Annotated in this window: 18 protein-coding genes; 10 read left to right on the top strand and 8 right to left on the bottom strand. The window is 57.8% G+C overall.

Going from position 1 to position 26,869, the window contains the following annotated elements; genetic code table 11:
* Positions 1-87: 87 nt before the first annotated feature.
* From KORM41_RS20125 to fdhD, 4 genes are read left to right on the top strand one after another with little or no spacing between them, the layout of a single operon-like run.
* Positions 88-588 (top strand): NAD(P)H-dependent oxidoreductase subunit E, encoded by a 501-nt coding sequence (locus KORM41_RS20125; RefSeq protein WP_068152777.1) that lies wholly within the window; start codon positions 88-90, stop codon positions 586-588.
* A complete protein-coding gene (locus KORM41_RS20130; protein WP_068152779.1) occupies positions 585-2,132 on the top strand; it encodes a formate dehydrogenase beta subunit in 1,548 nt (515 codons plus the stop codon). The genes KORM41_RS20125 and KORM41_RS20130 overlap by 4 nt, the downstream gene beginning before the upstream one ends.
* 1 nt (position 2,133) lies before the next feature.
* A complete protein-coding gene (gene fdhF, locus KORM41_RS20135) occupies positions 2,134-4,974 on the top strand; it encodes a formate dehydrogenase subunit alpha (protein ID WP_068152782.1) in 2,841 nt (946 codons plus the stop codon).
* A 3-nt stretch (positions 4,975-4,977) separates the two neighbouring features.
* The gene (gene fdhD / locus KORM41_RS20140) at positions 4,978-5,772 is read left to right on the top strand and encodes a formate dehydrogenase accessory sulfurtransferase FdhD (RefSeq protein ID WP_068152785.1); all 795 of its coding nucleotides are present in this window, start codon (positions 4,978-4,980) and stop codon (positions 5,770-5,772) included.
* Here the strand turns inward: fdhD and KORM41_RS20145 are convergent.
* From KORM41_RS20145 to KORM41_RS20160, 4 genes are all read right to left on the bottom strand, one after another.
* Complete coding sequence (locus KORM41_RS20145) at positions 5,769-6,500, bottom strand: nitroreductase (RefSeq protein ID WP_068152794.1); 732 nt, start codon at positions 6,498-6,500, stop codon at positions 5,769-5,771. The genes fdhD and KORM41_RS20145 overlap by 4 nt on opposite strands.
* Positions 6,501-6,591: 91 nt before the next feature.
* Entirely contained in the window at positions 6,592-6,765 is a 174-nt protein-coding gene (locus KORM41_RS21955; RefSeq protein ID WP_156432074.1) for a hypothetical protein, read from the bottom strand.
* Positions 6,766-6,884: 119 nt separating this feature from the next.
* Positions 6,885-7,397 carry a hypothetical protein gene (locus tag KORM41_RS20155; protein ID WP_156432075.1) on the bottom strand — a complete coding sequence of 171 codons (513 nt, stop codon included), beginning with the start codon at positions 7,395-7,397 and terminating at the stop codon, positions 6,885-6,887.
* A gap of 99 nt (positions 7,398-7,496) precedes the next feature.
* Positions 7,497-9,098, bottom strand: a complete 1,602-nt coding sequence (locus KORM41_RS20160; protein ID WP_068152804.1) for a methyl-accepting chemotaxis protein — start codon at positions 9,096-9,098, stop codon at positions 7,497-7,499.
* 279 nt (positions 9,099-9,377) lie between these two features.
* Between KORM41_RS20160 and KORM41_RS20165 the strand changes: the two genes are divergently transcribed.
* From KORM41_RS20165 to KORM41_RS20180, 4 genes are all read left to right on the top strand, one after another.
* The gene (locus KORM41_RS20165; protein WP_068152805.1) at positions 9,378-9,971 is read left to right on the top strand and encodes an RNA polymerase sigma factor; all 594 of its coding nucleotides are present in this window, start codon (positions 9,378-9,380) and stop codon (positions 9,969-9,971) included.
* A gap of 17 nt (positions 9,972-9,988) precedes the next feature.
* Positions 9,989-11,131, top strand: coding sequence for a FecR family protein (locus KORM41_RS20170; RefSeq protein WP_068152808.1), 1,143 nt, complete (start codon positions 9,989-9,991; stop codon positions 11,129-11,131).
* 112 nt (positions 11,132-11,243) lie between these two features.
* Positions 11,244-14,117 carry a TonB-dependent receptor gene (locus KORM41_RS20175; protein ID WP_068152811.1) on the top strand — a complete coding sequence of 958 codons (2,874 nt, stop codon included), beginning with the start codon at positions 11,244-11,246 and terminating at the stop codon, positions 14,115-14,117.
* A 104-nt stretch (positions 14,118-14,221) separates the two neighbouring features.
* Positions 14,222-17,074, top strand: coding sequence for a TonB-dependent receptor (locus KORM41_RS20180; protein WP_068152815.1), 2,853 nt, complete (start codon positions 14,222-14,224; stop codon positions 17,072-17,074).
* Here KORM41_RS20180 and KORM41_RS20185 read toward each other — a convergent pair whose 3' ends face one another.
* The 3 genes from KORM41_RS20185 to KORM41_RS20195 all read right to left on the bottom strand — a co-directional run bounded on the left by KORM41_RS20185 (position 17,075) and on the right by KORM41_RS20195 (position 22,482).
* Positions 17,075-18,982, bottom strand: coding sequence for an endo alpha-1,4 polygalactosaminidase (locus tag KORM41_RS20185; RefSeq protein ID WP_068152819.1), 1,908 nt, complete (start codon positions 18,980-18,982; stop codon positions 17,075-17,077).
* A 376-nt stretch (positions 18,983-19,358) separates the two neighbouring features.
* A complete protein-coding gene (locus tag KORM41_RS20190) occupies positions 19,359-19,808 on the bottom strand; it encodes a YiiD C-terminal domain-containing protein (protein WP_068152822.1) in 450 nt (149 codons plus the stop codon).
* Positions 19,809-19,902: 94 nt separating this feature from the next.
* A complete protein-coding gene (locus KORM41_RS20195; protein WP_068152823.1) occupies positions 19,903-22,482 on the bottom strand; it encodes an ATP-binding protein in 2,580 nt (859 codons plus the stop codon).
* Between the two features lie 132 nt (positions 22,483-22,614).
* On the opposite strand from KORM41_RS20195, the gene KORM41_RS20200 reads away from it, so the two are divergent.
* Positions 22,615-22,890, top strand: coding sequence for a DUF4212 domain-containing protein (locus KORM41_RS20200; RefSeq protein WP_231727358.1), 276 nt, complete (start codon positions 22,615-22,617; stop codon positions 22,888-22,890).
* A gap of 4 nt (positions 22,891-22,894) precedes the next feature.
* Complete coding sequence (locus tag KORM41_RS20205) at positions 22,895-24,670, top strand: sodium:solute symporter family protein (protein WP_068152827.1); 1,776 nt, start codon at positions 22,895-22,897, stop codon at positions 24,668-24,670.
* Positions 24,671-24,748: 78 nt separating this feature from the next.
* Here KORM41_RS20205 and KORM41_RS20210 read toward each other — a convergent pair whose 3' ends face one another.
* Positions 24,749-26,605, bottom strand: coding sequence for an alkaline phosphatase D family protein (locus tag KORM41_RS20210; RefSeq protein WP_156432076.1), 1,857 nt, complete (start codon positions 26,603-26,605; stop codon positions 24,749-24,751).
* Between the last annotated feature and the right edge of the window lie 264 nt (positions 26,606-26,869).

Below are 26,869 nucleotides of genomic sequence, written 5' to 3' on the forward strand. Positions count from 1 at the left end.
TTGGTTCCCATAGCGGAATGAGGCCGCACAATTTTTTCATTGATTTGCCCTCCGTCAAATCGCACCTTCCAAAAAAGATATGCTAGAATGCATCAAGAAGACCAAGAGGGGGCGGAATTGGCCGAAAACTTGAGCCAGTCACAGCGTGTTAACCATGACCTGATCACAGCCCATGTGGGGGAGGTCGGCGGCCTGATGCGTGCCTTGAATGCGCTGCAGGAGCATGACGGCTATATTGATGCCGCCAATGTTCCAAAGCTTGCCAAGGCCTTCAATATCACCAAGGCCGAGGTGAAGGGTGTGATCAGCTTTTATGATGATTTCACGCGTGCACCCAAGGGCAAGCATGTGATCCGCATCTGCCAGGCTGAGGCCTGCCAGGCGGTGGGCAGCCGCGCGCTGACGGCTGCAGCGCTTGAAAAACTGGGTATCGGCCTGGGCGAGACCACGCCAGACGGTAGGGTGACGGTTGAGGCTGTCTATTGCCTGGGGCTGTGCGCGTCCGGCCCTGCCGCCATGGTGGACGGCGAGCTGAAGGGCAGGGTGACGGCGGGCCTCTTTGATGCTTTCGCGGAGGATGAGGCATGAGCAAGATTTACGTCCCGCTCGACAGTTCCGCGGTGGCCATGGGCGCTGATGCTGTCGCTGAAAAGATCGAAGCCATCACCGGTATTGCCCCCATCCGTAACGGTAGCCGCGGCATGGCGTGGCTTGAGCCGCTGGTGGAAGTCGAAACGCCGGAGGGCCGCGTGGCCTATGGCCCGGTGACAGCCGATGACATTGAGGGCTTGATCCGCGACGGCATGATGGAAGGCCGGGCGCATGCGCTGTGCCACGGCCTGACCGACGAGATTCCGTTTCTGAAATTGCAGGAGCGCCTGACTTTCGCGCGCTGCGGCATCACGGACCCGCTTTCGGTGGAAGATTACGCGGCCCACGGCGGCCTTGAAGGCATTCAGAAAGCCATCGGCATGTCTGCTGAGGCCATCTGTGAAGAGGTGATGACCTCCGGTCTTCGTGGCCGTGGCGGTGCGGCTTTCCCGGCGGGTATCAAATGGAACACTGTGCGGGGCGCTGACGCCGACCAGAAATATATTGTCTGCAACGCGGACGAGGGCGACAGCGGCACCTTCGCCGACCGAATGATCATGGAAGGCGACCCGCTTCTGCTCGTTGAAGGCATGGTGATCGCGGGCCTCGGTGTGGGCGCGACCAAGGGCTATATCTACTTGCGGTCTGAGTATCCGGTGGCGAAACGCCTTTTGGCTGCCGCCATCGACCGGGCCTATTGGAAAGGGCTCTTGGGCGATGACGTGCTGGGGTCTGGCAAGGCCTTCCACCTGGAGCTTTTCATGGGCGCAGGCGCCTATATTTGCGGCGAGGAAACATCGCTTCTGGAAAGCCTTGAAGGCAAGCGGGGTCAGGTGCGCGCCAAGCCGCCCATACCGGCACTTGAGGGCCTGAACGGCAAGCCCACGCTGGTCCATAATGTGATTTCCCTGTGTGCGGTGCCGACCATTCTGGCGAAAGGCGGGGCATATTACCGTGACCTCGGAATGGGGCGCTCCACCGGCACCATGCCGTTCCAGATTGCGGGCAATGTGGCCCATGGCGGCCTTGTGGAAAAAGCCTTCGGCGTCACGCTTGGGGAACTGGTGAATGACTTCGGCGGCGGCACCCGGTCTGGCCGTCCGGTCAGGGCCGCGCAGGTGGGTGGGCCTTTGGGCGCCTATATCCCTGTGGGTAAGTTCGACATGCCGATGGACTATGAAACTTTCGGCAAAATTGGCGCTGGGGTGGGCCATGGTGGTATAGTGGTGTTTGACGACACAGCCGATATGGCGGCACAGGCCAAATATGCCTTCGATTTCTGCGCCCATGAAAGCTGCGGCAAATGTACGCCGTGCCGGATTGGCGCGGTCCGCGGCTCGGAAGTCATGGCCAAGGTGATTGCGGGCGAAGATGTCGATACCAATCTTGAGCTTATCGAAGACCTTCTTGAGGTCATGGAAGACGGCTCCCTGTGCGCGATGGGCGGCATGACGCCCGTGCCGGTGAAAAGTGTCCTTGAATATTTCCCCGAGGCCGTGGGCCGGGGCCAAAAAGACATCAGCATGGAAGGAGGCGAATAAAATGGCGCTCCTGAAAGAACCAGATTTCGGAACCCCAGAGGTCAAGTCGGACGAGACTGTGACGCTGGAAGTGGACGGCTTCAACGTGACTGTGCCCAAGGGCACCAGCGTGATGCGCGCGGCGGCAGAGGCTGGGATTTCCATTCCCAAATTGTGCGCGACCGATATGGTCAAGCAGTTTGGCAGTTGCCGCCTGTGCCTTGTGGAAATTGACGGCCGTAAGGGCACGCCTTCAAGCTGCACCACGCATGCAGAAGACGGCATGGTGGTGCATACCCAGACAGACCGGCTGGCGCGCCTTAGGCGCGGGGTGATGGAGCTCTATATCTCTGACCACCCGCTTGACTGTCTGACCTGCCCCACGAACGGCGACTGTGAGCTGCAGGATATGGCGGGTGCCGTGGGGCTCAGGGACGTGCGCTACGGTTATGAAGGCGAGAACCATCTGGACCTGACGAAAGACGAAAGCACGCCTTACTTCACCTATGACCCATCCAAATGCATTGTCTGCTCGCGCTGCGTGCGGGCGTGTGATGAGGTGCAGGGCACGCTCGCGCTGACCATCGAAGGACGGGGGTTCGAAAGTCGCGTGGCAACCGGCACAGACGATTTCTTCAGTTCGGAATGCGTGTCATGCGGGGCCTGCGTGCAGGCCTGCCCAACCGCCACACTCGCGGAAAATGACCTGATCGAGCACGGCGTGCCTGACCGCACGGTGATCACCACCTGCGCCTACTGCGGCGTTGGCTGCAGCTTCAAGGCGGAAATCAAGGGCGACCGCGTGGTGCGTATGATCCCGGAAAAAGCGGGCAAGGCCAACCATGGCCACTCCTGCGTCAAGGGCCGGTTCGCCTGGGGCTATGCCACTCACAAGGACCGGGTGACCAAGCCGATGATCCGGGAAAATATCACCGACGAATGGCGCGAAGTGCCGTGGGATGAGGCCTTTGAATTCACCGCGAAGCGCTTCAAGGACATTCAGGCCAAGTACGGCAAGAAAGCTATCGGCGGGATCACCTCCAGCCGTTGTACCAACGAGGAAGTCTGGCTGGTTCAGAAGATCGTCCGCGCGGCCTTCGGCAACAACAATGTGGATACTTGCGCGCGGGTTTGCCATTCGCCCACCGGATACGGCTTGAAGCAAACGCTGGGCACATCGGCAGGCACGCAAAACTTTGATTCCGTCGAACATTGCGACGTGATCATGGTGATCGGCTCCAACCCCACGGACGCCCACCCAGTGTTCGGCAGCCAGATGAAACGGCGGCTTCGCCAGGGTGCGAAACTCATCGTGATCGACCCCCGGCGTATTGACCTGGTGGAAACCCCGCACGTGAAGGCGGACTATCACCTGGCGCTGCAGCCCGGCACCAATGTGGCGGTGGTGAACGCGTTGGCGCATGTGATTATCTCCGAAGGGCTGCATGATGAAGTTTTCGTGCGCGAGCGCTGTGAAATGGACGCATTCGAGGAATGGAAGGCCTTCATCCTTGATCCGGTCAATTCGCCTGAGGAAGTCGCCAAGGTGGCGGGCATCAGCGCAGACGATATCCGTGCGGCGGCCCGGCTTTATGCCACGGGCGGCAATGGGGCCATATACTATGGCCTCGGCGTAACCGAACACAGCCAGGGGTCCACCATGGTGATGGGCATGGCCAACCTTGCGATGGCGACCGGCAATTTCGGGCGCCCGGGCGTAGGCGTGAACCCGATGCGCGGCCAGAACAATGTGCAGGGCTCGTGCGATATGGGTTCCTTCCCGCATGAATTTGCGGGCTATCGCCCTGTGGCAGATGATGCGGTCAGGAAAACATTCGAAGATTACTGGGGTGTGGGACTGGACGGCGAACCCGGCCTTCGCATTCCCGGTATGTTTGATGAAGCCCATGCGGGCAAGTATCGCGGTATCTACATTCAGGGTGAAGACGTGGCGCAATCTGACCCGAACACGCTTCATGTGGAAGCAGCGCTGAGGAACATGGACTGCGTAGTGGTGCAGGACCTGTTCCTGAATGAAACCGCGCGTTTCGCCCATGTGTTCCTGCCCGGTACCAGCTTCCTTGAAAAAGACGGCACTTTCATCAACGCCGAACGCCGCCTTGGCCGCGTGCGTCCAGTGATGAAAACCCAGACCGGCATGGAAGAATGGCAGGTGACCGCGAAGCTTTCTGAAGCGATGGGGTACCCAATGCCATATTCGAGTGCGGCTGAGATCATGGATGAGATCGCGGCGCTGACCCCCACGTTTGCAGGTGTTAGCTTCGCCCGTCTTGACCGGGACGGCAGCCTGCAGTGGCCCGTGAATGACGAGGCCCCGGATGGCACGCCGGTGATGCATGTGGACCATTTCGTGCGCGGCAAGGGCCTGTTCGTGGTCACGGAATATGTGCCGACGGAAGAAAAGACGAACCGCAAGTTCCCGCTGATCCTGACGACCGGCCGTATCCTCAGCCAGTATAATGTTGGCGCGCAGACGCGCAGGACCGACAATAACCGCTGGATGGAAGAAGACGTGCTGGAAATCCACCCGTCTGACGCGGAAATGCGCGGTATCCAGACCGGTGACTGGGTGTCTGTCAAATCACGCAAAGGCGAGACGACGCTTCGGGCTGAAATCTCAGAACGTATGGCGCCGGGCGTGGTCTACACCACCTTCCACCACCCGGAAAGCGGCACCAATGTGGTGACCACCGAGCTCAGTGACTGGGCCACCAGTTGCCCCGAATATAAGGTGACGGCGGTGGATGTTGGGCTGGCGAACCATAAGTCTTCGTGGCAGGAACATTATGCGGCGGAAGCGCCGACCATGCGGCGGGTGAAAGCGCCCACGGCGGCGGAGTAGGGCGTGTCACTGACGTATGCCAGCAAACGCGGGTGGTCGGTTGACGTTGAAGTGACCGGCCAGTGTGGGGACGCTGCGGTTCATTGGCATGTGCCCGAAGAAGCGCCGGTGGCGTTGGTATACGGCGGCATCAATCATGTGGTGATGCTGGCGTCGCCCGCAGACCTTCAGGATTTTGCGCTTGGGTTCACTGTAACTGAGGGCATCGCCCGCAGCCCGGAGGACATTCGCAAGATCGAAGTGGTGGAAAAAGACCGGGGCATAGACCTGCTGGTCACCCTGGATGACGCCGCGCTTGAGCGCTTCAAGCTGAAGCAGGGCCGCCGGGCAATGACCGGCCGCACCGGCTGTGGCTTATGCGGTATTGATAGCATGGAAGAGCTGTTCCAGAAGGTTCGGCCTGTCGCAAGCGCTCCCGTACAGCTTGACCCGCAGGTAGCCGGAAAGGCCGTGGATGACTTCCGCGCCCGGCAGCCAATGAGAGAACTGAATAAGTCTGTCCATGGTGCGGCATGGGTGACGGAAGCGGGCGATATCACGGCTGTTCGCGAGGATGTCGGGCGGCACAATGCGCTTGATAAGCTCCTAGGTGCGCTCCTTAAGGATGGCGCAGACCTGAAGGCAGGTTTTGTGCTGATCTCAAGTCGCGCGTCATACGAGATGGTGCAAAAATGCGTGGCGGTGGGTGTGCCGGCCCTTGTGTGCCTGTCTGCGCCCACGGCCTTTGCGATCCGCATGGCGCATGAGGCCAACCTCACGCTCGCCAACTGGTCTCGCGACGGGCTCGTTACTTTTTAGCGCTTTGGCTTCAAGAGAACTTCATCCAGCGGCCTGCGCTTGGGTGCGAAGCTGTTGACCTTGTCGTCAGCCTTATAGCCGATCGAGATACCGCAGATCAGCTTGTAGTTTTCCGGAATCTCGAACCGTGCTTTCACCGGGCTGGCCCAGGTGGCCAGTGCTGCCTGCATGCAGGTGCCAAGGCCGCGTTCTTCGGCTGCCAGCGCCAGAGACTGCATGAAAATGCCGGTGTCGAGTGCGGCATAGGCCCCAAGGCTGTCCTCACAGAAAACAAACAGGGCCGTGGGCGCGCCGAAGAAGCTGAAGTTTCGGGCCATCTGGGCGTGCCGCGCTGCCTTGTCGTGACGTTCGATGCCCAGCATGCCATAAAGGCCATGGCCGGTGTCGCGGTAGCGCGCGCCCAGCTCAGCCGGGTATTTCATGATGGTGTTATAGTCGCCGTCCGGCTTGACGCCGCCTTTGAGAAGCGCGCCAAACTTGGCAAATAGCCCCGCGCGCTGGACCTTGGCAGCGGTGTTGAAGCGGGCTGTCAGCTCAGCCGCGATCTCTTTCGCCGTGTCGCCAGAGGCCACAGCCACGCGGTAGGGCTGCACATTGCCCCATGACGGGGCCTGAAGGGCTGCCTCAATAACCTCATTCAACAGGGCTTCCGGCACGGGGTCGGGCTTGAAGGCGCGAATACTGCGCCTGTTTGCCAGTGCCTGGGTTACAGTCCCTTTTTCCGTCATTGCTGCGTCCTCCCGTTTCTCCTGCCTTCTATCATATTGGGCGTGTCATTGGCGGGGCAAGGTTGGGGCCCAAACGAATATGAATTGCCTGCTATTCAGACGGTTTCAGCTTGGGCTGGCCGTGGGTTTTGATCTCGAGCGCCTTGACGCCACGCAGGCTAAGGGCGCACCGGTTGGTGAAAGTTGGGATGGTGAGGTTGAAAGCCGATTTTTCATGAATACGGATGACGGCAATCTTCCTTACGGTTTCAGGCGTGGCAGCCACGTGAAGCTGCCCTGACCAGATATTTTTAAATCGCGGAATTTTTCAGGGTAATTCTCGCTTACCCACGACTTGGGCGGTATTGGCCTTTGCTGTTCCGCCCACTTTTCCGCGCCCATATTTTACCTTACAGAGCAGGCCTTGATCCGGTCAGGCTGTACACCGTGTCGTTTCAGTTCACTTTCCACCACGTTGGAGAAGGCCAGATATCTGTCATCCGTGCTTTCTTCAAACATTGCCATGGCCCATTCAATATGGGTCCAATTGTTGTAATCGACCCTAAGGAGGTCCGGCCCCAGAGCAGCTGCGACCGCGCGCATGGTGTTGGCCGCGTTTGAATAAGACTTGCTGTGGGTGGCGGTGTATTTGATGAGGCTGATATATTCATCATATTCAGCCGCGCAGTAGGTCTGGATAATGAAATCCCGGATGGACATGCTTTTGTATGTTGGATGGCTTTTTTTTAGCTGTGCAATTGTCAGGGTCACCGCGCTCCAGTCCACTTCCGCCGCGCGGCAGATCATGTCCTCGTGGCGGTCCTGAATATCCACTTTCGGCAGTGGGGGCAGTGTGGGGCATTCCGCTATGGTGCCGCCTGATGAAAAAATCATTAAAGCCAATGCAAGCTGTTTCATGGCCACCCTTTTTCGTCCATCCGTATGATGCTGACATATAGCAGAAAAGGCGGGGCCATAAGCCCCGCCGCTTCTTTTCTCAGATAATCAGGCCTGTGATCATTTGATGTTTTTCAGGCAGTTGGTCACTTCTTTCTGCAGGCCTTGCGCAACTTCGGTCAGCCGGTCCGCAGATTGTTGAACCGATTGGGCAACATCAGCAGCTTTGCGGGAAGCCTGCTCCACTTCACCCATGTTGTCTGACACCTCGCGGGTGCGCTGGGCCGCCTGGTCCACGCTTCGGGAAATTTCCTGCGTGGCTGCGCCCTGCTGGTTGGTGGAGCCGTCGATTTCGGTGGCAATCGCAGATACTTCGCCAATGATCCCGGAAATTTCACTGATGGCTTCTACCATGCGGCGTGACTGTTCCTGGATGGCTTCCACCTGCTGCGAGATATCTTCCGTCGCCTTGGCGGTCTGGGTCGCGAGGCTTTTCACTTCGCTTGCCACAACGGCAAAGCCTTTGCCTGCTTCGCCGGCACGCGCTGCCTCGATGGTGGCATTGAGCGCCAAGAGGTTGGTCTGGTCAGCGATATCGTTAATCAGTTTAACCACATCGGAAATTTTGCCGGACGCTTCGGAAAGTTCCTGGCCGACCGAATTGGCCTGTTCGGCTTTTTCGCTTGCGTTATCGGAAATCTTGCTGGCATGGGCAACTTGGTCTGCGATCTGGGCGATCGAATTTGCCAGTTCTTCCGTCGCTGCGGCAACCGCTTGCACATTGTCTGTCGCTTCACTCGATGCGTGCGCGACTTTGGATGAGATGCCAATGTTCTGTTCAGCGATCGATGCCATCATCGTGGCCTGGTCCGCAAGCGATGCGGTTTCGCCGGCAACGTCCTGGGTTGACTGGGCTACTGTTTCTTCAACCTGTACCTGGGCTGTGATGACCGACCATGTCGCGATTGGGCCCAGATAACTGCCGTCTTCGCCCATGATGGCGGCAATCTGCAGGTTCAGCGTTTCAGGGCCCAGCTTGATGTGGGTGCTGAATGGCAGGTTTTTCGGATCACGCAGGATGCGGCGCTGGTGCTCCGGGTTCTTGTGGAACACATCAATGCTTTGGCCGATGATGTCGTCTACCTGGATCGGCAGATATTTCTGCAGCCCTTGAAGCGTCTTGCGACTGGCCTCGTTCATATAGGTCATCTCAAGCGTATGCGGGTCACACATCATGGCGTTGATGGGCATCTTGTCGACCATCTGCTTGAGCCGGTCAGCGTCCGCCCGGAATTTCTCCCGCTCCGTTACCTTGTTCCATGACAGGACAGCACGGCGATAGTTGCCATTGTTGTCCAGCATGGCATTGACCCGAAGTTCCAGTTTTTCCGGGCCGAGCGAAATAACCGCCCGGTGGGGCAGGTTTTTCGGGTCAGCCAGGATGTTTCGCTGGTGTTCTGGATGTTTGTGGAAGACATCAATGCTGGTGCCAACAATATCATCTGCCTTGATGGGCAGATAGTCCTCCAGCGTGCGCAGGGTTTCCCTGCTGGCCGGATTGGCATAGGTGATGATCCCGGTTTTAGGGTCGCACACAATAATATTGTTTGGCAGTGAATCGAGGACGTTAGTCTCAGTCACTTCCTCAAGTGCGTTTTCATTGTCTTCTGATTTGGCTTTTGTACTTTTAACTTCGGTCTTGAATCCCAGTTTATTAAACATTTTGCCTGTATCCTGTCTCGATCCCCCAAGGTCTGTTTCCCCACTCGAAACTGGTGTGCCGCAAAGTTAGATTGCGTTACCCGGACGACAAGAATCTTGATCTTGATAAGTTAAGGTATTGTTAAATATTGCATTTTTATGACAGATTGAGGGGGTTGCTCTATTATAGATGTGCTCTTGGACACGTTTTGATTGTGTTTTTCGGCGTCTATCAAATTAATGGGTCAAAAAAATTCCCAATTTCGGTAAGCTGTGCGTCCTTGATCTGAGGAGACATTCATGACGTCGCCAGAGAGGCAGAAAGACGAGCAGGAAACAGCTGAAGGGGCAAGCCCTTCGGATGACGCTCGCGCGCTCTCTCAGGACGAAATCAAAGCGCTCTTCAAGAACCATAATGAAGAACTGGTGCGCTATCTCACCAGCCGCCTGAAGTCGCACGAGGAGGCGGTGGAAGTGGCGCAGGAAGCGTATGTCCGGCTTTTACGGCTGGACGACACCAGCACCATCGGGTTCCTGCGGGCCTTTTTGTTCCGCACGGCGACGAATATTGCGATAGACCGCATCCGGCGGAAGGGGCTTGCCCAGTCCTATGTGGATCAGGAAGCGCCGCAACAGGTCAATGAGATGTTCGGCTTTACGCCTGAGCGCTCGATCGCAGCCAAGCAGGCGCTTGCCAGGGTTCTGGAGTGTGTATCCACGCTGCCGCCCAAATGCAGGCACGCGTTTGTGGAGTATAAGTTCAAGAACCGCAGCTACGATGACATCGCCCAGGAGATGGGCCTGACATCGAGCATGATTAGAAAATATGTGTTACGCGCGCTTGTGCACTGCTCAGACAAGATGAGCGACGAGCTGGATGCGTGGAGTCTTTGAGTTAAGGATATTGGTAGATGCCCAAGAGCCGCCAAATTGAGAAGAAAGTGCTGGATCAGGCCGCAGAATATTATCTGGACCTGCAGGACGGCACCATGGGAGCTGAGGAGCTGAAAGCCTGGCAAGGCTGGATGGCGGCAGATGGCGACCATCGCCGTGCGTTCGCGCGCATGGAAACCCTTTGGGGTGTTCTGGGTGAAGCTCAGGCAGATGACTGGCGGGATCTTGCGGCGCAGACCGAAACCGATATGGCAGCAGGGGAGGGGCAGGCAACTGTAGCGGTTCATCCATCAGCGGGTGGATCGATCCTTTCCATGGTGGCGCCAGCGACTGAACAGCCTTCAGTTCGCAAAAAGCCTGCGTACGCCTGGGTGGGGGCTATTGCAGCTTCCTTCGCGGCGGTTCTTGTTGCCACTTTCCTCCTCATGGGCTCGCCTGAAAGCGGGCAGGCTGTGCGGACCTTGCACTATCAAACTGCCGCCGGGCAGCAACGCGTTATCAACCTGACTGACGGATCGATTGTTGAATTGGGCGCAGGTAGCTCTGTGTCGGTAACCTATTCTGAAGAAGATCGGTCTCTCACTCTGGATCAGGGCGAAGCTGTCTTCACGGTTGCCAAGAACCCGAAGCGTCCTTTCATCGTGCGCGCGGGCCAAGGCAGTGTGACCGCTATTGGTACGGTCTTCAATGTTCGCAAGTCTGACACTAATGTCGAGGTGCGGGTGCTTGAAGGGACGGTTGCGGTGCGCCCGATTGACGATACGGCTGACCGTGGTCGCAGCCGTGGCCGGGATGCCTCAAGCGCTGTGACGCAGCCAGTGGCATTGGTGACCGCCGGTCGCCAGACGGCATATTCGCCTGCTGGCCGCATGATGCCAATCATTGAAGCCAACGTGCATGAGGGCCTGTCCTGGCGCGTGGGTGTGTTGACCATGGTTGACTGGCCGATCGCCGACGTTATTCAGGAGCTGAACCGGTATCTGACGGACGAAATCACCATTGGGGATGAAGCTGTTGGCACGATGCGTTTCACCGGAACAGTCTATCCGGACCAGGTTGACGCCTGGCTTGAAGGCCTGCAGCAGGGCTATCCCATTGAAGTGGTGCGTTTGGGCGGTAGCACCATTTTGATGTTTGATGAAGAACAGGCCGGGACATAAGTCCGCTGCAATAATCCTGTAGGCAGCTGGCACAAATCAGGATAACAAGGTGGGGACGTCCGAGAATACGGGCGAGGTTGCTTTGGCGCTGCCAGAGTAGCGGGAGGATCGTATGAAGTTTAGGGGGCGCACCGCCGGGCCGAATTTGGTCAGGCAGCGTAAAGTCCTGACCATCAGTGCTGTTGCGGCCTTTGGCGCGGCAGCATTTGGCGTTTCAGCACCTTCCCTGGCTATGGTTTATCAGGATGGCCAGCCCCAAGCCACCCGCACAGTCGAATTCAATATTCGAAGCCAGCGCCTTCAGGACGCCCTTCTCGCCTATTCAGAGCAGGCAGGTATTCAGATCATTCTGCCCGGTGACATGGCTTCCGACCCACAGCGTCGCAGCCTGCGGGGTTTACATGACGTGGCCGAGGCGCTGGAAAGTCTTGTGGCGGGAACCGGGTACAGCTTCAGCTTCACAGGTGAAAACACGGTTGTCGTGCGCCGGCAGGTTCACCTTGGGGTTCCTGTGGCTCCGGTGTCGGCTGATTCCAATAAGAGTGAGGACAAATCTGAAGAACAGACCCTGTCCCAGCGCCAGGAGGCGGAAGAACCCTATCTTGAAGAACTGGTAACTGTTGGCACGCGAAACCGCACGCGTACTGTTACGGAAACCGCCGTGCCGGTGGATGTCATCGGCTCCGCGGCGCTGCACCGGAACGGCTATACCCAGACAGGGAGGCTGTTACAGGCGCTGGCGCCCAGTTTTAATTTCACGGAAACCACGATTTCAGACGGAACGGATATCGTGCGCCCGGCCACGCTGCGGGGGCTGGGGCCGGATCAGGTTCTGGTGCTGGTCAATGGCAAGCGCCGCCACAGCCAGTCATGGGTCAATGTTCAGAATACGGTGGGCAAAGGAGCTGTAGGCACCGATATGAACACCATTCCGGTGGGCGCGATCAAACGGGTTGAGATCCTGCGTGACGGGGCGGCAGCGCAATATGGGTCCGACGCCATTGCAGGCGTTGTGAATATCGTCCTCAAGGACTATGACGACGGCTTTTCGGGCGCCGCCAGTTGGGGGCAGACCTACGAAGGCGACGGTGACACGTTCTTCGTGTCCAGCACTGCTGGACTACCGCTTGGGGTTGGTGGGTTTTTCAATGTGACGGCAGAATATCAGGACCGCAAGGCAACCAACCGGGCTGATCCATCCTCCATCACGGGCGATGTGGTGATGCGCATTGGTGAGACCGATGTGGATGCAACGGCGGTCATGTGGAATATGGCCTTGCCGGGCCGCGGTGGCGGCGAGCTTTATGCCTTTGGCGGCTTTATGGACCGCAATGGCGTGTCCGGCGGATTTTACCGCCACGCCCATCAGGCTGCGCGGTCTGTGCCTCAGCTTTACCCTGAAGGCTTTTTGCCGCTTCAGCGAACGGATGTCAGCGATTTCAGTCAGGCCGTGGGCTTCCGCTTCGATGCCGACGACGGTTGGCAATATGACCTGAGCGCCACCTATGGCCGCACGCGGTTTGCCTTTGGGGCCGAAAATACGGTGAATGTGTCGCTGGCGTCAGCGGCATTCTATAACGGCCTGGACCCGTTGGATTATAGCTTCACGGAAGGGTTTTCAGGGGCGCTTGAGTTCGAACAGCTGACAGCGAACTTTGATGCGGTAGGGCGGGCTTGGGTCGGTGATGTTCCGTTCAACCTGGCCTACGGCTTTGAATATAGGAACGAGCTATACGGGATTGAGCAGGGGGACGAGGCCTCCTACAGCTGTGGTAGGGTAAATGGCGAATTTGCCCCGTCTATTCTGGACCCGGAGGTGACAGCGGTATGTGGGTTCCAGGGCTTCCCGGGCTATAGCCCCGATGTGTCGGGGGAGCTTGGGCGCTCCAGCTACGCTTTCTATGTGGATACGGAATGGGAGCCCGGCGACAATTGGTTTTTCACCACGGCGGCCCGCTATGAGAATTTCGGTCGCACCGGCAGCAAGATTACCGGGAAATTGTCCGCGCGGTATCAGGCGGCAGAGGGGCTTGCGCTCAGGGGCGCAATATCCACCGGTTTCAGGGCGCCTGCGCTGGCGCAGCGGGCCTTTACGTCGGTTATCACCAACACCAGTGCTGAAGGACTTACGCAGACCCTGGTGGCACCCGAAGGCCATGTCATCCCACGCACATACGGGGTGAACAAGCTGGATCATGAGACCAACACCAACATGTCTGTTGGCCTTGTGTGGAAACCAGACAGTGATCTGAATGTAACAATCGACGCTTACCGGATTGATATTCGCGACCGTATCGTATTGGGGCCAACCCTACCGATCCCGGAAGGGCTTAACCTGGGGCCCATAGAGGCGGGGTCGTTCTTCTCGAACGGCATCGATACCCGCACAGTGGGGGCCGATCTTGTGGCCTGCTATGAGATGACGCTGAAGGACGGAGCTTCGCTTGACTTTGTAGGCTCGCTCAGCCTGACCAAAACAACCATTCGGGAAATCAATGCCCCGGAAGGTGTGTCGGAGGACGAATTCTTTCCCTTTGCCGAAAGGGTGAATGTGGAACGTGGTCAGCCCCGGTTCCGCGCCGCAGGCACGGTGGATTATCGGAAAGGGCGGATCGGCGCAATTTTGCGGGTGAACTATTATGGCAATACGGAATCGGCTTTCTATACGCCGCTTGGCAACAATATTCCGCAGGACATTGCTGTTGATGTGCTGGGGCTTGACTACAGCCCCACAACGAAGGCGGGCACAGCTGCCATCGTGGATCTGGAGATTTCCTATGATGTTGGGGAAAACCTGACGCTCGCCATTGGCGCCAACAATCTATTCAATACCTACCCGGATGAGCTCGTGAACAATGATATGTCGCGCTGGATATCTGAAGGGCGCCAGATCGGTGCTTTTGGCAACTTCCGCTACCCGTGGGTGGTTATGCCCTGGGGCATTCGGGGTGGCTATTATTATGCGCGGATGGCGTTTGAGTTCTGACCGTGAAAGTGGGCTGAGCACGTGAAAATATTCTCATATCCCATCGCGCACTCGTCTCAACCATTGGTAGATTTATGCAATCATATAAAGGAAGGAGGGCACATATGACCCTGAGACCAGCCGTGGTTGGTAGCTCGGATGGGCTGCTGCGGCTGATGGTAATACTGATACTTGGGCTTGTTATGTCAGTGTCCGCAACAGCGGATGATACACCGGAAATCCGGTTTGATATTGCGCCTCAGCCGCTTCGGCAGGCGCTTCTTGAGTTTTCAGAACAGGCGCGGATTCAGTTGATCCTTGCCGCAGATACAGAGGACATCCCGGCCAGCCGGGGCGTAACCGGCACGATGACAGCGGAAGAAGCCCTGGTGCGGCTGACTTTGGGTACCGGGCTCGAGTATCATTTTTCAAGCGGCAATACCGTTACCGTCAGACGGCAAAAAGTGAAACCGGAGCCTCCCTTGAGGCCAGAAAAACCAGCGGGGCAACAGGATATCGACCAGCTATCCATTGCCCCGGCTTCGTTTGAGGAGATCATCAGCATCGGGACACGCGTCAGGGGGCGTACGGTTGGGGCAACCTCTGTGCCTGTTGATGTTCTTTCACCCACAGCGCTTGCATCCACAGGGCAGGCGGAGACTGGACGCATGCTGCAGATGCTTGTGCCCAGTTTCAATTTCTCCAGTTCCAGCGTGTCGGACGGCACTGACGCCCTCCGACCGGCCACGCTTCGGGGCATGAGCCCGGACCAGACATTGGTGCTTCTGAACGGCAGGCGGCGGCATGCCAGCGCACTGGTGCATGTGAACACGTCTGTTGGGCGTGGGTCAGCAGGCACCGACATGAATGCTGTACCCGCCATAGCGCTGGGGCGCATTGAGGTGCTCAGGGACGGGGCGGCGGCACAATATGGGTCGGACGCCATCGCCGGCGTGATCAACCTTGCCCTGAGGCGCGACAGGGAAGGCGGCAGGATCAGCGTCAGCAGGGGCGCAACATATGCGGGTGACGGTGATACCACGACGGTGAACGGCTTCATCGCTTATCCGGTCAGCAGCCGTGGCTTCGTGAACCTGAGCCTTGAATACCGTGACCGGGCGCCAACGAACCGGGCGGGGTTGAGCGCGAACCAGCAATATTTTGGCGCAAATGGCGAAAGCGACTGTGCTGCTACGCCAGATCCAGCCAGTTGTTATGACCCGCGCGAATATACGTTCGACAGGCGGAATTTCCGCATTGGCGACGCAGCAAGCGAACAGTTTGCCGCCGTCTTCAATGCTGAAATCCCGTTCGGTGATGTGGGCCACTGGTATGGCTTCGCGACCTATTCCGACCGCGACAACATGTCGGCTGGGTTTTACAGGCGGGTTACCCAACCAGAGCGCACGGTTGCAAGCCTTTATCCGGACGGCTTCCTGCCCCTGATCAATACCGAAATCACTGATGTATCCGCTGCAAGCGGGTTGGTGCTGAAGTCCTTGGCAGGATGGCATGTGGATTTGGGTTTTGCCCATGGGCGTAACGAATTCGCCTACCGCATCAAGAACAGCCTGAATGCGTCGCTGGGGGCTGACAGCCCGTTTGAAGCTGATGCAGGCAGCCTGCTTTTCTCCCAGTCTGTGCTGTCGCTTGATGCTGTTCGGGAAGGGAGCTTGGGGGGCAGGGACGTGACGCTGGCAATGGGGGCGGAGTACCGGCGCGACCGGTATGAGATCAGGGCAGGGGAGCATGCTTCCTATAGTGATGGCGGCCTTAATAATACCAATTGCCCGGGTTGTGACGTGGCCCCCGTTCGCTACCAGCAGGGTTTCCAGGTGTTCCGTGGCTTTTCGCCCGATAATGCGGTGGACCGCAAACGGGATAGTTTCGCGCTCTATAGCGATCTGGACCTTTCGGTTACTGCCGTCTGGCGACTGTCAGCTGCTGCCCGGTTCGAACACTATGACGATTTCGGCAGTCGCTTGACTGGAAAGATGACCAGCCGGGTCAAGCTGACAGAGGGGCTGGCGCTTCGCGGGGCTTTATCCACGGGATTTCGGGCACCTTCTGTGCAGCAGAAATATTTCAACAGTGTGTCCACACAGTTTGTCGATGCCGGCGGCCTTACCGTTGCGCAGGAACGGGGCACCTTCCGGAACGATAGCGCACTTGCCGTTGCCATCGGTGTGCCGCAGTTGAAGGAAGAAACAGCCATCAATGTCAGCGCCGGGCTTGTCTGGACCCTGCCGAACTTCACGCTGACGGCAGACTATTATCATATCGATATCGAAGACCGGATCGCCATTTCAGGTAGCGTGGATATTGCCCGCCTGTTCCCGGATGTCAGCAGCCGGATGGGCATTACGAACGGGCAGTTCTTCTTCAATGCAGCTGACACGGTCACCAAGGGCGCGGATATAGTGGCGGTATATGACTGGCCGCTTTCGGGGGACGACAGCCTTGAGTTTTCGCTCGCGGCCAACTGGAACAGCACGGTGGTCAAGGATGGCAGCATCCGCACCACCATTGGCGATACGCTGGCGGTACCTTTGTTCACCCCGCAGGATATCTCCATTTTGCAGGACTGGCAGCCGGAAAGCCGTGTGATGCTGGCAGCAACTTATGAAACCGGGCCTGTCAGCCTACTGTTGCGTGCCAACCGTTTTGGTGGCTACCGAATTTGCGAAGGGACGTGCGACCAGCTTTCGGGCGACGGGCGCAATGTACAGGCTTTCGGCGCGGAATGGGTGTTGGATGCGCAAGTAAGCTATGAATTTGAACGCCACGGCGTTACTGCGACCATCGGCGCCAACAATATCCTGGGCCAGTATCCGGACCGTAATCTGATCGGACAGGCAGGGGCGGGTGATCTGCCGGGTATATTGTCGTCCGAAGGGGTGTTCACCTATTCGCGCCGGGCTGCACCATTTGGCTTTAACGGCGGCTATTGGTATGCGCGCCTCAGCTTCAGCTTCTGATCACAAGAGCACGTTTATTGTATCCAAATCATCAAGCACGAGGCCGATAAGGAATACACTGCCGCTGGCGCCAAGGTCGATCAACAAGCCTTCTTGATTGTCCTGCAAAACCTCCGATGCTGCAGTTTCAAGGGCTGTGATGTCTGCGAAGCGCGTGGTGATGGCCGTCAGGTCCAGCGCATCGTTGCTCAGGTCAAAATCCGTGATTGTGTCAGCACCACTGTTGGCTGCGAACGCAAAGGTGTCGGTGCCCAGACCACCGGTCAGCAGGTCATCGCCCGCACCGGCCCACAAGACATCTGCACCACCTTCGCCCCGGACCGTATCGTCGCCTGGGCCGCCGAACAGTTCGTCCGCGCCCAGCCCGCCCTGAAGGCGGTCGCCCCCCGCACCGCCAAACAGTGTGTCATCGCCGGCTTCGCCCCAAAGCGTGTCCGCATAGTCACCCGCGCCGCCAAACAATATGTCCGCGCCCGCACCGCCGAACAATTGGTCCAGCCCGAGCGCGCTATAGATCATGTCATCGCCGTCATGCCCAAAGATGGTGTCATCGCCTGTGCCGCCGCCCAGTTCGTCATCGCCTGCTGCGCCAATCAGCAAATCCTGGCCGGGGCCTGCCCATATCTGGTTGGCGGCCGTGCCGGAAATGATGGCTTCGCCGTCATCATAGATACCGTTGTCGTTTACAAGGCCATCGTCCCAGCCGCCGCCCAAAAGGGTATCGTTACCCTTGCCGCCAAACAGGATATCGGCGCCATCATCCAGTGAATTGCCGTTTGATGTGAGCCAGTCAAGAACATTGCCGTCATCCGCGCCGCCACCGATCAGGAAATCGTCGCCAGAGCCGCCGCCGATGACGTCAGACCCCGCGCCGCCTATGAAAAGGTCATCGCCTGCGTCCGCAGGGCCAGCCCATATCTGGTCATTGCCGCCAAGGGCGTCGATGACGTCTTTACCGAAGCCGCCGCGCAGCGTCTCACCCGCCTCACTGCCAACCAGATCATCGACGATCCTGATAAAGTCAGGCTGTTGGAACACTTCATCCAGCGCCCGGCTTTCCGCCACATAAAGCGGGATGCCAAGGTCATCCATTTGTTCGGCCAGCGCTTCAAGAACACCCTCGAACGCCTGCTGGCGGGTGCCGTTCAGATACTCGATCAGGAAGACTTCCTTGCCTGCGTTTTCCGCCAGTGTCAGCAGCGCCAGGCTGTAGGCCACGCTTTCGGCGCTCTGCACGTGGAAGTCGCTCTGGTTCGTGTTCTCATAGTAGAACTGCAGGTCTTCCTTGCCGACCCCATCGATGGCATTCAGATAGGTGCTGTTCTCCAGAAGTTCTTCACCATTCTGCCCGATGACGACAAAGGTGCGGTCGGGGTCTACTTCTGCCAGATAGGCTTCGGCGTGGGCGCGGATGGCGGCGACAAAGTTTGCCATTTCCTGCCGGTAATCAATGTTTGCATCTGGCTCCAGCTCTTCCCAATATTCATAGCCGTCTATGATATCCAGATAGAGGCCGTTGAAGCCGCCGTCGATGATGCGTTCGACATAGTCGAAGATCACCTGTTGCCAGTCATCCAACCAATAGCGGGCTTTGAAGTTGCCCACCCATTCGGGGTTTTCGTTTTCGATGATACTGTCACGGATGGCGATGAAATCGGGATCGTCCCAATAAAAGCGGTAATCTTCCGCTTCACCAATGCTGAGGTAAGAGACGATCAGCTTGTCATTCGTCCCGCGCATGATGTCTAGGTCAGCGGCGGTATAGGGCGTTTCCACATCAGCATAATTGGCGAATTCGATCACCACCATACCGGCCGTACTGTCGCCTATTTCCTGCAGTCGCGCGGTGTCAGTATCACCCAGGTGATAGAGCCAGCTGTCAACGTCGGAAAGTGGATTTCCGCTCATGATTAGTCCCCCGTATGGCGTGCTCGATATCACCTTATGCCGCATGGTGTGTACCCGTCGATAGCAAGGCGCGAAAAAAGCAATAAAAATGCGAAAATGGTTATTGACCAAATAGTCAGGAATGCATATCGTGCTGGCGTTGCGTTGAGAATGTCGGCCTCAAATGGGGCTGGCGGGCTCAAAGCCATGAAAGTGAAGGGCTCGTTTGGCTGCCATTCAGTGGTGGGCGCCTCCTTTGGCGGCAGAGCGGGCAGGACATGTCTTTCGGTCTGGGGCTTACGACCGACCTTCCAACCCATCTTTCATGTGCTTATGAATGGCGGTAGCCGGTCAAACCCGGCTGCCGCCTTCACTTTTTTGAGGTATGGCCTGTGGATCAGCCTGTCTTGAGTGCAGCGAAGGTCCCTGTGTAATCAATCGCAACTTCCTCATCCTGCATCACATGGGCTGTCATCTGGATACGGGCGCGACCGTGTCTGTCGAATGTCTTCAGGAACTGCTGCCAGCGCGCGGCGTCCGGCAGGCTGGCGGTGGCTGTGAAATCCGATGTCACGGGGCGAACATAGTCGATATTGCTGTTCGTGATTACAATCTCCGACGGGTCTGTGTCCTCGCGCAGGTTCACGTGCAAGAGCGTCCAGCAGGCCAGTGTAGCAACCGCCTGCAAGCTGCCACCGAAGACCGTGCGCTTGTGGTTGATATTGGCCGCAAGCGGTGCTGTCAGCGATATCTTTTCTGCGCTGGCGAAGGTCACCCGAACGCCCATGACGTGCGAGATTGGGATATTTTTATAGAGATAGGCTTCAAGGGCTTCGGGGCTTTCCATGGTCCGGCTCGTCAATTGCTGTCGGGCCTTAGCTTCAGGAAAATGGCAAGAGATGGCAAGCCCTCAGTTCCAGAGTTGGCGTCAAGCTGACTGCCTAGCGTACGCCTTCGCTGAGGCAGCGGCGCAGTTCCGCCAGGAAGGCTTTCCTGTCGATGGGTTTGCCCACATAGCCCTGCATGCCGCCAGCCTTCAGGTTATCAACCACGCCCACCACGGCGTGGGCGGTGAAGGCAATGGCCGGTATATCCCGGGCCCAACCGCCTAGTGCGCGGATTTCCTGCAGGGTTACCATGCCGTCCTTGCCGGGCATGTTGATATCCATCAGGAAAATATCGGGCGGTGGGGCACCCTCTTTCTGGAGCGCGGCAATGCGGCTGATCATTTCCTCGCCGCTTGACAGCACACTGACCTCAAAGCCTTCGCTTTCGCAAAGTTTCTTGAGTACCGCGCGGTTCACCGGGTTGTCGTCCACGGCGACCACCTTAAGGCCCGTCAGGTCACGGTCCTGACCGGGGGCGGCATCCAGGCCAGCATCCAAAGGTGCATCCGCTTCATCGAGGCGCAGGCTCACAACGAAGGTCGATCCCTTGCCAACCTCACTTTCCACGGCGACCCAGCCTTTCATCAGTTGCACCAGCTCCCGAGTGATCGCAAGGCCAAGTCCGGTGGATTTGCCGGTGATCTGGTTCTCCTTCACAGTTTCGAACCGGTCGAACAGCCGGGCCTGGGCGTCCCGCGGAATACCTTTGCCCGTATCCTTTACATTCAGGGTGACTGACTGCTGACCGCCTTCGACAGCCCGGGCGCTGGCGGAAATGATTACAGACCCGCTATCGGTAAACTTGATGGCGTTACCGATGAGGTTGATCATGATTTGCCGGAGCGCCTTCTGGTCTATCTTTAGCCACAGGTCTTTGGGCGTGTCATCCTTGAGGGTGAGCTCAAGATCCTTCTGGGAAGCCAGGGGTGCGAGGCTTAGGACGGTTCGGTTCAATAGGCCGCCAAGGTTCGTGGGCTCTGGCTTGAGAACCATCTTGCCTGCCTCAATGCGCGACAAGTCGAGAATGTCGTTGACCAGTTCCAGCATCATGTCGGCTGATTGGCGGGCCATAGAGACATAGGGGCGTGCAGATTCCGGCAGCTGTTCGCCAGACAGGATATCCAGCATGCCGACAATACCTGTCAGCGGGGTCCGTATCTCGTGGCTCATATTTGCCAGGAAGTCCGATTTGGCGGCGTTGGCCCGCTCCGCCTGGGTCTTGGCTGCGGCCAGGTCGTGCGTGCGCTCTTCCACGCGCTGCTCAAGCGTGCTGAAGGCTTCAGAAAGGCGGCGGGCCATGCGGGCGGAAGACCGGGCCAGTTGCCCCAGCTCATCGTTGCCAGCACTGCCCTTTGCGATGGTCGGCGGCGTGGCGCTGAAATCGCCGCGGGCCATATTCTGATTATGGCGCACCAGCGCCCTCAGCGGCGCGACGATATCGGACCGAATGGCAACCAACAGGCTTGCGAGCGCCAGCAGCAGGCCGACGAACCCGACATAAAGGAGGATGGTGGCGTTCTCGCGCGCGTTTGCCAGGATCAGGTCCTGCGGGTAAGCGGTGACGAAATACCAATCAGGCCCCTTGATGCGTCCAATGGCGACATAGTGACCCGTCGCCTCAACGGTAGTGACGAAAACATCATCATCCGGGTGTTCCTGGATGGCGCTGTAGATTGCCTTCAGGTTGGTGTTGGCGGATGCGGGGATATCCAGCATGCGGTCGTTTGCTTCCCCCTGTTTCGTCAAGCTGGGGTGGGCTATCAGCTTGCCGTCAGCCGTGATGATCATGTTGGTTGCGCCCAGGGGGACATCGGCGATGGCATTTTCAAGCAGTTTATCCAGAAGGATGCTGCTGCCAAAGGCGCCGACATGGGTGCCATTCAGGTAAACTGGTGTGTGGCAGCCGGTGGTCCAGGTTGTGCCTGTTTGGTCGTAAATAATGGGGCGCAGGCTAGTGCAGCGCATTTCACCTTCGGGGTTATTCTCCGGCAAGGTGATCTGCACCAGTTCCTGCGACGTGAAATCGAAAGAGGCGGGCGCTTCCTTGCGGTAGAACATCAGCCTGTCGGCGCGCGAGGGTGCATGAATGAGAAGCTCGTTATTCGGTGTGAAGAAGTAGAGGCTCGGCAAGTCCTGGAATTGGGCCTGGCCTACGTGATAGGCGGTTTCAAACGCGGTCATCAATAGCCGCTTGTCTGCAACTGTCAGGTCTTTGCCATTCTTGATGAAGGCGCCCATGCCGCTGATCCAGCCAGTAACGCCCTGGCGTGCGCCTTCGAACAGGAAATCGGCAGAACGCCGCGTACCATCCGGCTGCAGCGGGAAATAGCGGTCGAATGCCTCAAGGAATGCGGTCTCGTCCGGTCCCTCATTGTCGGCCTGGGCCAGTGCCTGATGAAGGGAAGCGGCCGCCTGCGTGTGGGCCTTGCTGATGGTTCGGAAAATTGCGCCTTCGCGTTCAGCGCGTTCCTGGATGAAGATGGCCAGCTCTTCAAGCTTGTTGTCCTCAAGCGCGCGGCTAATGATCAGGAAGCCGCCAACGGTGATGAAACCGATAACCAGGGCCACGCGCCAGCCAAGCCCCAGAAGGGCGGAATAAGCCAGCGATCTTTTGAAACGTCTGAATCTGTTCACGACACCGAACTACATTGTCGCCCCCTCAGCGCCCACTGATCTTGACGCCAATAGGTTAACAATCCAACAAAAAATTGACCTTGAGGATGCGATATTTCAAGCTGTGCGGGCAATTCAGGGGAGGGAATGCATATGGCTGAAAACATGCCCAGTGGCGAAAGCCAGAACCGCCAGGCCTATTGGCGGGCCAATTTGAAGTTGCTCGCTATGCTGTTGGTGATCTGGTTTGTCGTGTCTTTCGGATTCGGCATCTTGCTGGAAGACTGGCTCAACCAATATCGATTGTTCGGCTTCAAGCTTGGTTTCTGGTTCGCCCAGCAGGGGTCCATCTTCACCTTTGTGGTCCTGATATTCGTTTATGCGTTCCGCATGCGTGCGCTGGACCGAAAATTCGGCGTGGGGGACTAGGGCCATGGATGCACAAAATCTGACATACTTGTTCGTGGGCCTGTCCTTCGCGCTTTATATCGGTATCGCCGTGTGGTCGCGCGTGGCCAACACCAGCGAATTTTATGTCGCCGGCACGGGCGTGCACCCGGTCTTGAACGGCATGGCGACAGCAGCTGACTGGATGAGCGCGGCGTCTTTCATTTCCATGGCGGGATTGATTGCCTTCCTTGGCTATGACGGGTCGGTTTACCTGATGGGCTGGACCGGTGGCTATGTGCTCCTGGCGCTTCTTCTCGCGCCCTATCTTCGTAAATACGGCAAGTTCACGGTGCCCGAATTTATTGGCGACCGTTATTATTCCGATGCCGCGCGGCTTGTGGCCGTGCTGTGTCTGATTTTCATCAGCTTCACCTATGTGGCAGGGCAAATGCGCGGCGTGGGCATCGTGTTTTCCCGCTTTCTGGAAGTCGAGGTGGACCTGGGTGTGATCATCGGCATGGCGATTGTGTTCATGTATGCGGTGCTTGGCGGCATGAAGGGCATCACCTACACGCAGGTGGCGCAATACTGTGTGATGATTTTCGCCTATACCGTGCCCGCCATCTTTATTTCGCTATTGATCACAGGCAACCCGGTGCCGCAATTGGGGTTGGGTGCAGAGGTTGCTGACGGCTCCGGCCTCACGGTGCTGGAAAAGCTTGATAGCGCGCTCATCGACCTTGGCTTCACCGCCTATACGGACGGCACCAAATCAACGATCGATGTGTTCGCCATCACAGCCGCGCTTATGGTGGGCACGGCAGGCCTTCCGCACGTTCTTGTGCGTTTCTTCACCGTCCCGAAAGCGTCAGATGCGCGGATTTCTGCGGGCTGGGCGCTGGTGTTTATCGCCATTCTCTATACCACGGCGCCAGCGGTGGGGGCGTTTGCGCGGCTGAATTTCATTTTAGAGGTCAACGAGACTGAGTATGCCGAAACGCCCCAGTGGTTCAAGAACTGGGAAGATCTGGGCCTGATCGCCTGGCAGGACAAGAATGGCGACGGCGCGGTACAGTACCGTCCGGGCGCGCCGTTCGACGGCAAACCGGCGTTCGACGGTGACAAGCGCGGCGATCACGGCGAGCGTATGCTGGTGAACCCTACCACGGATACCGCAAATGAGGTCTATGTGGATAGGGATATCATGGTGCTCGCTAACCCTGAAATCGCCAAGTTGCCGGGTTGGGTGATCGCACTGGTGGCGGCAGGCGGGCTTGCGGCAGCTCTCAGTACCGCGGCCGGGCTCCTCTTGGTGATATCCACGGCTGTCAGCCACGACCTTCTCAAGAAAACCTGGATGAAGGAGATTTCCGACATGCAGGAGCTGCGCGCGGCGCGCATTGCCGCGGCGGTTGCGATCATGATTGCAGGATACCTGGGTATCAACCCGCCGGCCTTTGTGGCCCAGGTGGTGGCCTTTGCCTTCGGGCTGGCGGCCGCGAGCCTGTTCCCGGCGATCCTGATGGGGATTTTCTCCAAACAGATGAACAAGGAAGGCGCCATCGCCGGCATGCTGGCGGGGCTTTTGTTCACGGCCGCCTATATCGTGTTCTTCAAATTTGTTTCGCCTGAGATGAACACAGCTGACCATTGGCTGTTCGGCATTTCACCTGAAGGCATTGGCATGGTGGGCATGGTGCTGAATTTCGCGGTGGCTTTCACCGTGGACCGCTTCACGCCCGCGCCGCCTGAGGAAGTCCAGCATCTGGTGGAGGACATCCGGGTGCCCATCGGGGCAACTGGTGCCCAGGACCATTAGACATCAGGATCACCAGGGATAAGACAAAGAAAAGGCGGGGGAGAACCCGCCTTTTTCATGCCTGCTTTACGTGAGCGATTAGGCTGCCATGGTCACCGTGTGGCTGCCCGCGCGTGTAACCAGCGTTGGCCCCTTTCTCACGCTATAGTCGTGGCTTAGCACCGTTGAGACATAATGCCAGGTCGAAGACATGCTCTCCGGCGTGATGTCCAGCTCAAGCCAGCCGCGGTCCTTGCTGTTGAAATATGTCAGTTCCGGGCTTGCCTTCATGGTTTCCTCGCGCACGCGCGCTGGGTCGGCGGGGATATAGGCTTCCATGCCCGGCGAGCTGACGCTTGGCGTCGCAAACTCAACCGCGACATTGTCACCGTCTTTGTCTGTCAACTCGAAGCACCAGGCATTGTGCGTGTCGCCAGAAAGGAACACGGCATTGTTGGCATATGCCTTGACCGATGCGTAAACCCTGTCGCGGCAGGCCGGGTAGCCATCCCAGAAATCCAGGTTCAGCGGCATGCCCATGCTGCCCAGCATGCGGATGGCATCAAAGCGTTCGCGGCTGATGAACTTTGACTTCTCAAAGTCGACATCCTCGTCGGTCAGCATGGGGATACCTACGCGGCCGATCAGCAATTGCTGGCCCAAGATCTGCCAGGGGACGCCCGCTTCACTGGATTTCTGGAACTCGGCAGTCAGCCATTCTTCCTGTTTGGTGCCCAAAATAGTGCGCTCTTCAGCGCCCAGAATGTCGCGCCGGAATTTTTCCACGTCTGGCAGGTAGCTGAAGCCCTGCGGCAGTTTTTTGGGGTCAAGCGCCTTGATCTGGGCATAGTCCGTCATCGGCACAGGCTTTTTAGCACGCATATCGAACGGCACCGGGATATGTTTGACTGCGGCTTCCGGGAGCGCTTTCAGCGCATCAGTATCCAGCACTGCCTTCGGGTTCGCTTTGTCAGAAAAGTCGAACGGGATCGTGGTCATCGGCAGGTCTTGGGTATAGTCCAGCTGCTTGTCACGCCCCACAAGCCGGGTATCAAGCATGATCAGGCTGGCGAGCCCGCCAATGTCGAACGTGCGGTTGATATGGTCTTTGCCCTTGCCGCCCTCGCGGATCGGCAACCATTCATGGTAGGCCTGTACCGCGGCCTGTTTGCGGTCTTCAAACGCACCTTCACCATCATTGTGGTTTTCCGCGCCGCCTTTCCAGGTGTTGTTGGCGATCTCGTGATCGTCCCACACACAGATGAAGGCGTGGGCGGCATGGGCCGCCTGCAGGTCAGGGTCTGCCCGGTAAAGCGCATAGCGGGTGCGGTAGTCGTCAATCGCTACCAGTTCATTCTTCGGCTTGACGGCGCGGCCATGGGCGACAGCCGCATCGTTGGAATAGACCCCATCGGCATATTCATAGATATAGTCGCCAAGATGCAGGATCATGTCTACGTCACGGCCCGCGAGTTCCCTATAAACATTGAAGAAGCCCTGCGGGTAGTTGGAGCAGGAAATCACGGCCATGCGGGCATGTTGGGCGCCGTGGCCGGGCAGGGTGCGGGTGCGGCCTACCGGGCTCGTCTGTCCTTCCGCCAGAAAGCGGTAATAATAGCGGGTGTCGGGTTTAAGGCCGCGTGCATCCACCTTTACCGTAAAATCCTGTTTCGGCCCGGTGCGCGTTTGGCCCTGGCTGACAATGTCGGTAAAGCCTTCATCTGTCGCCACCTGATAGTCGACAGACACGTTGCTTGCCGGGCCGCCTTTCGGCAGGACACGGGTCCAGAGGATGACCCGGTCTTCAAGGGGATCGCCGCTTGCGACATTGTGGGTGAAACCGTGCGCCGGTTGGGCGCTTGCCCCGGTGCTGCGCACGGCGGCCAGTCCAAGCCCCGCGCCAATGCCGCCGAGTATATGGCGACGGTTAACGCTGGCCTTTTCGAAAATGCTCATCAAAATCTCCCCTTCACCCTCTGAGAACAGCGGGTTCCTTTGCCGAAAATACAACCGCGTAACACGGCCGTCTTCCTCTCGCCCTTGGTTTAGCAATACATTTGTGTTCCTATTTTGACAATATTGTTAATGACGCCCAAGTCCCTGAAATATGGGAAAAATACCTTCCTTTTTTGCTTTTTTAATTGTCGCAATTAAAAAGAATTTACGTTACGTTTTGCTAACGTATCTGTGCGATACAAGGGGTGGGGAAGTAACTGGCGT

The sequence above is a fragment of the Kordiimonas lipolytica genome (assembly GCF_001550065.1).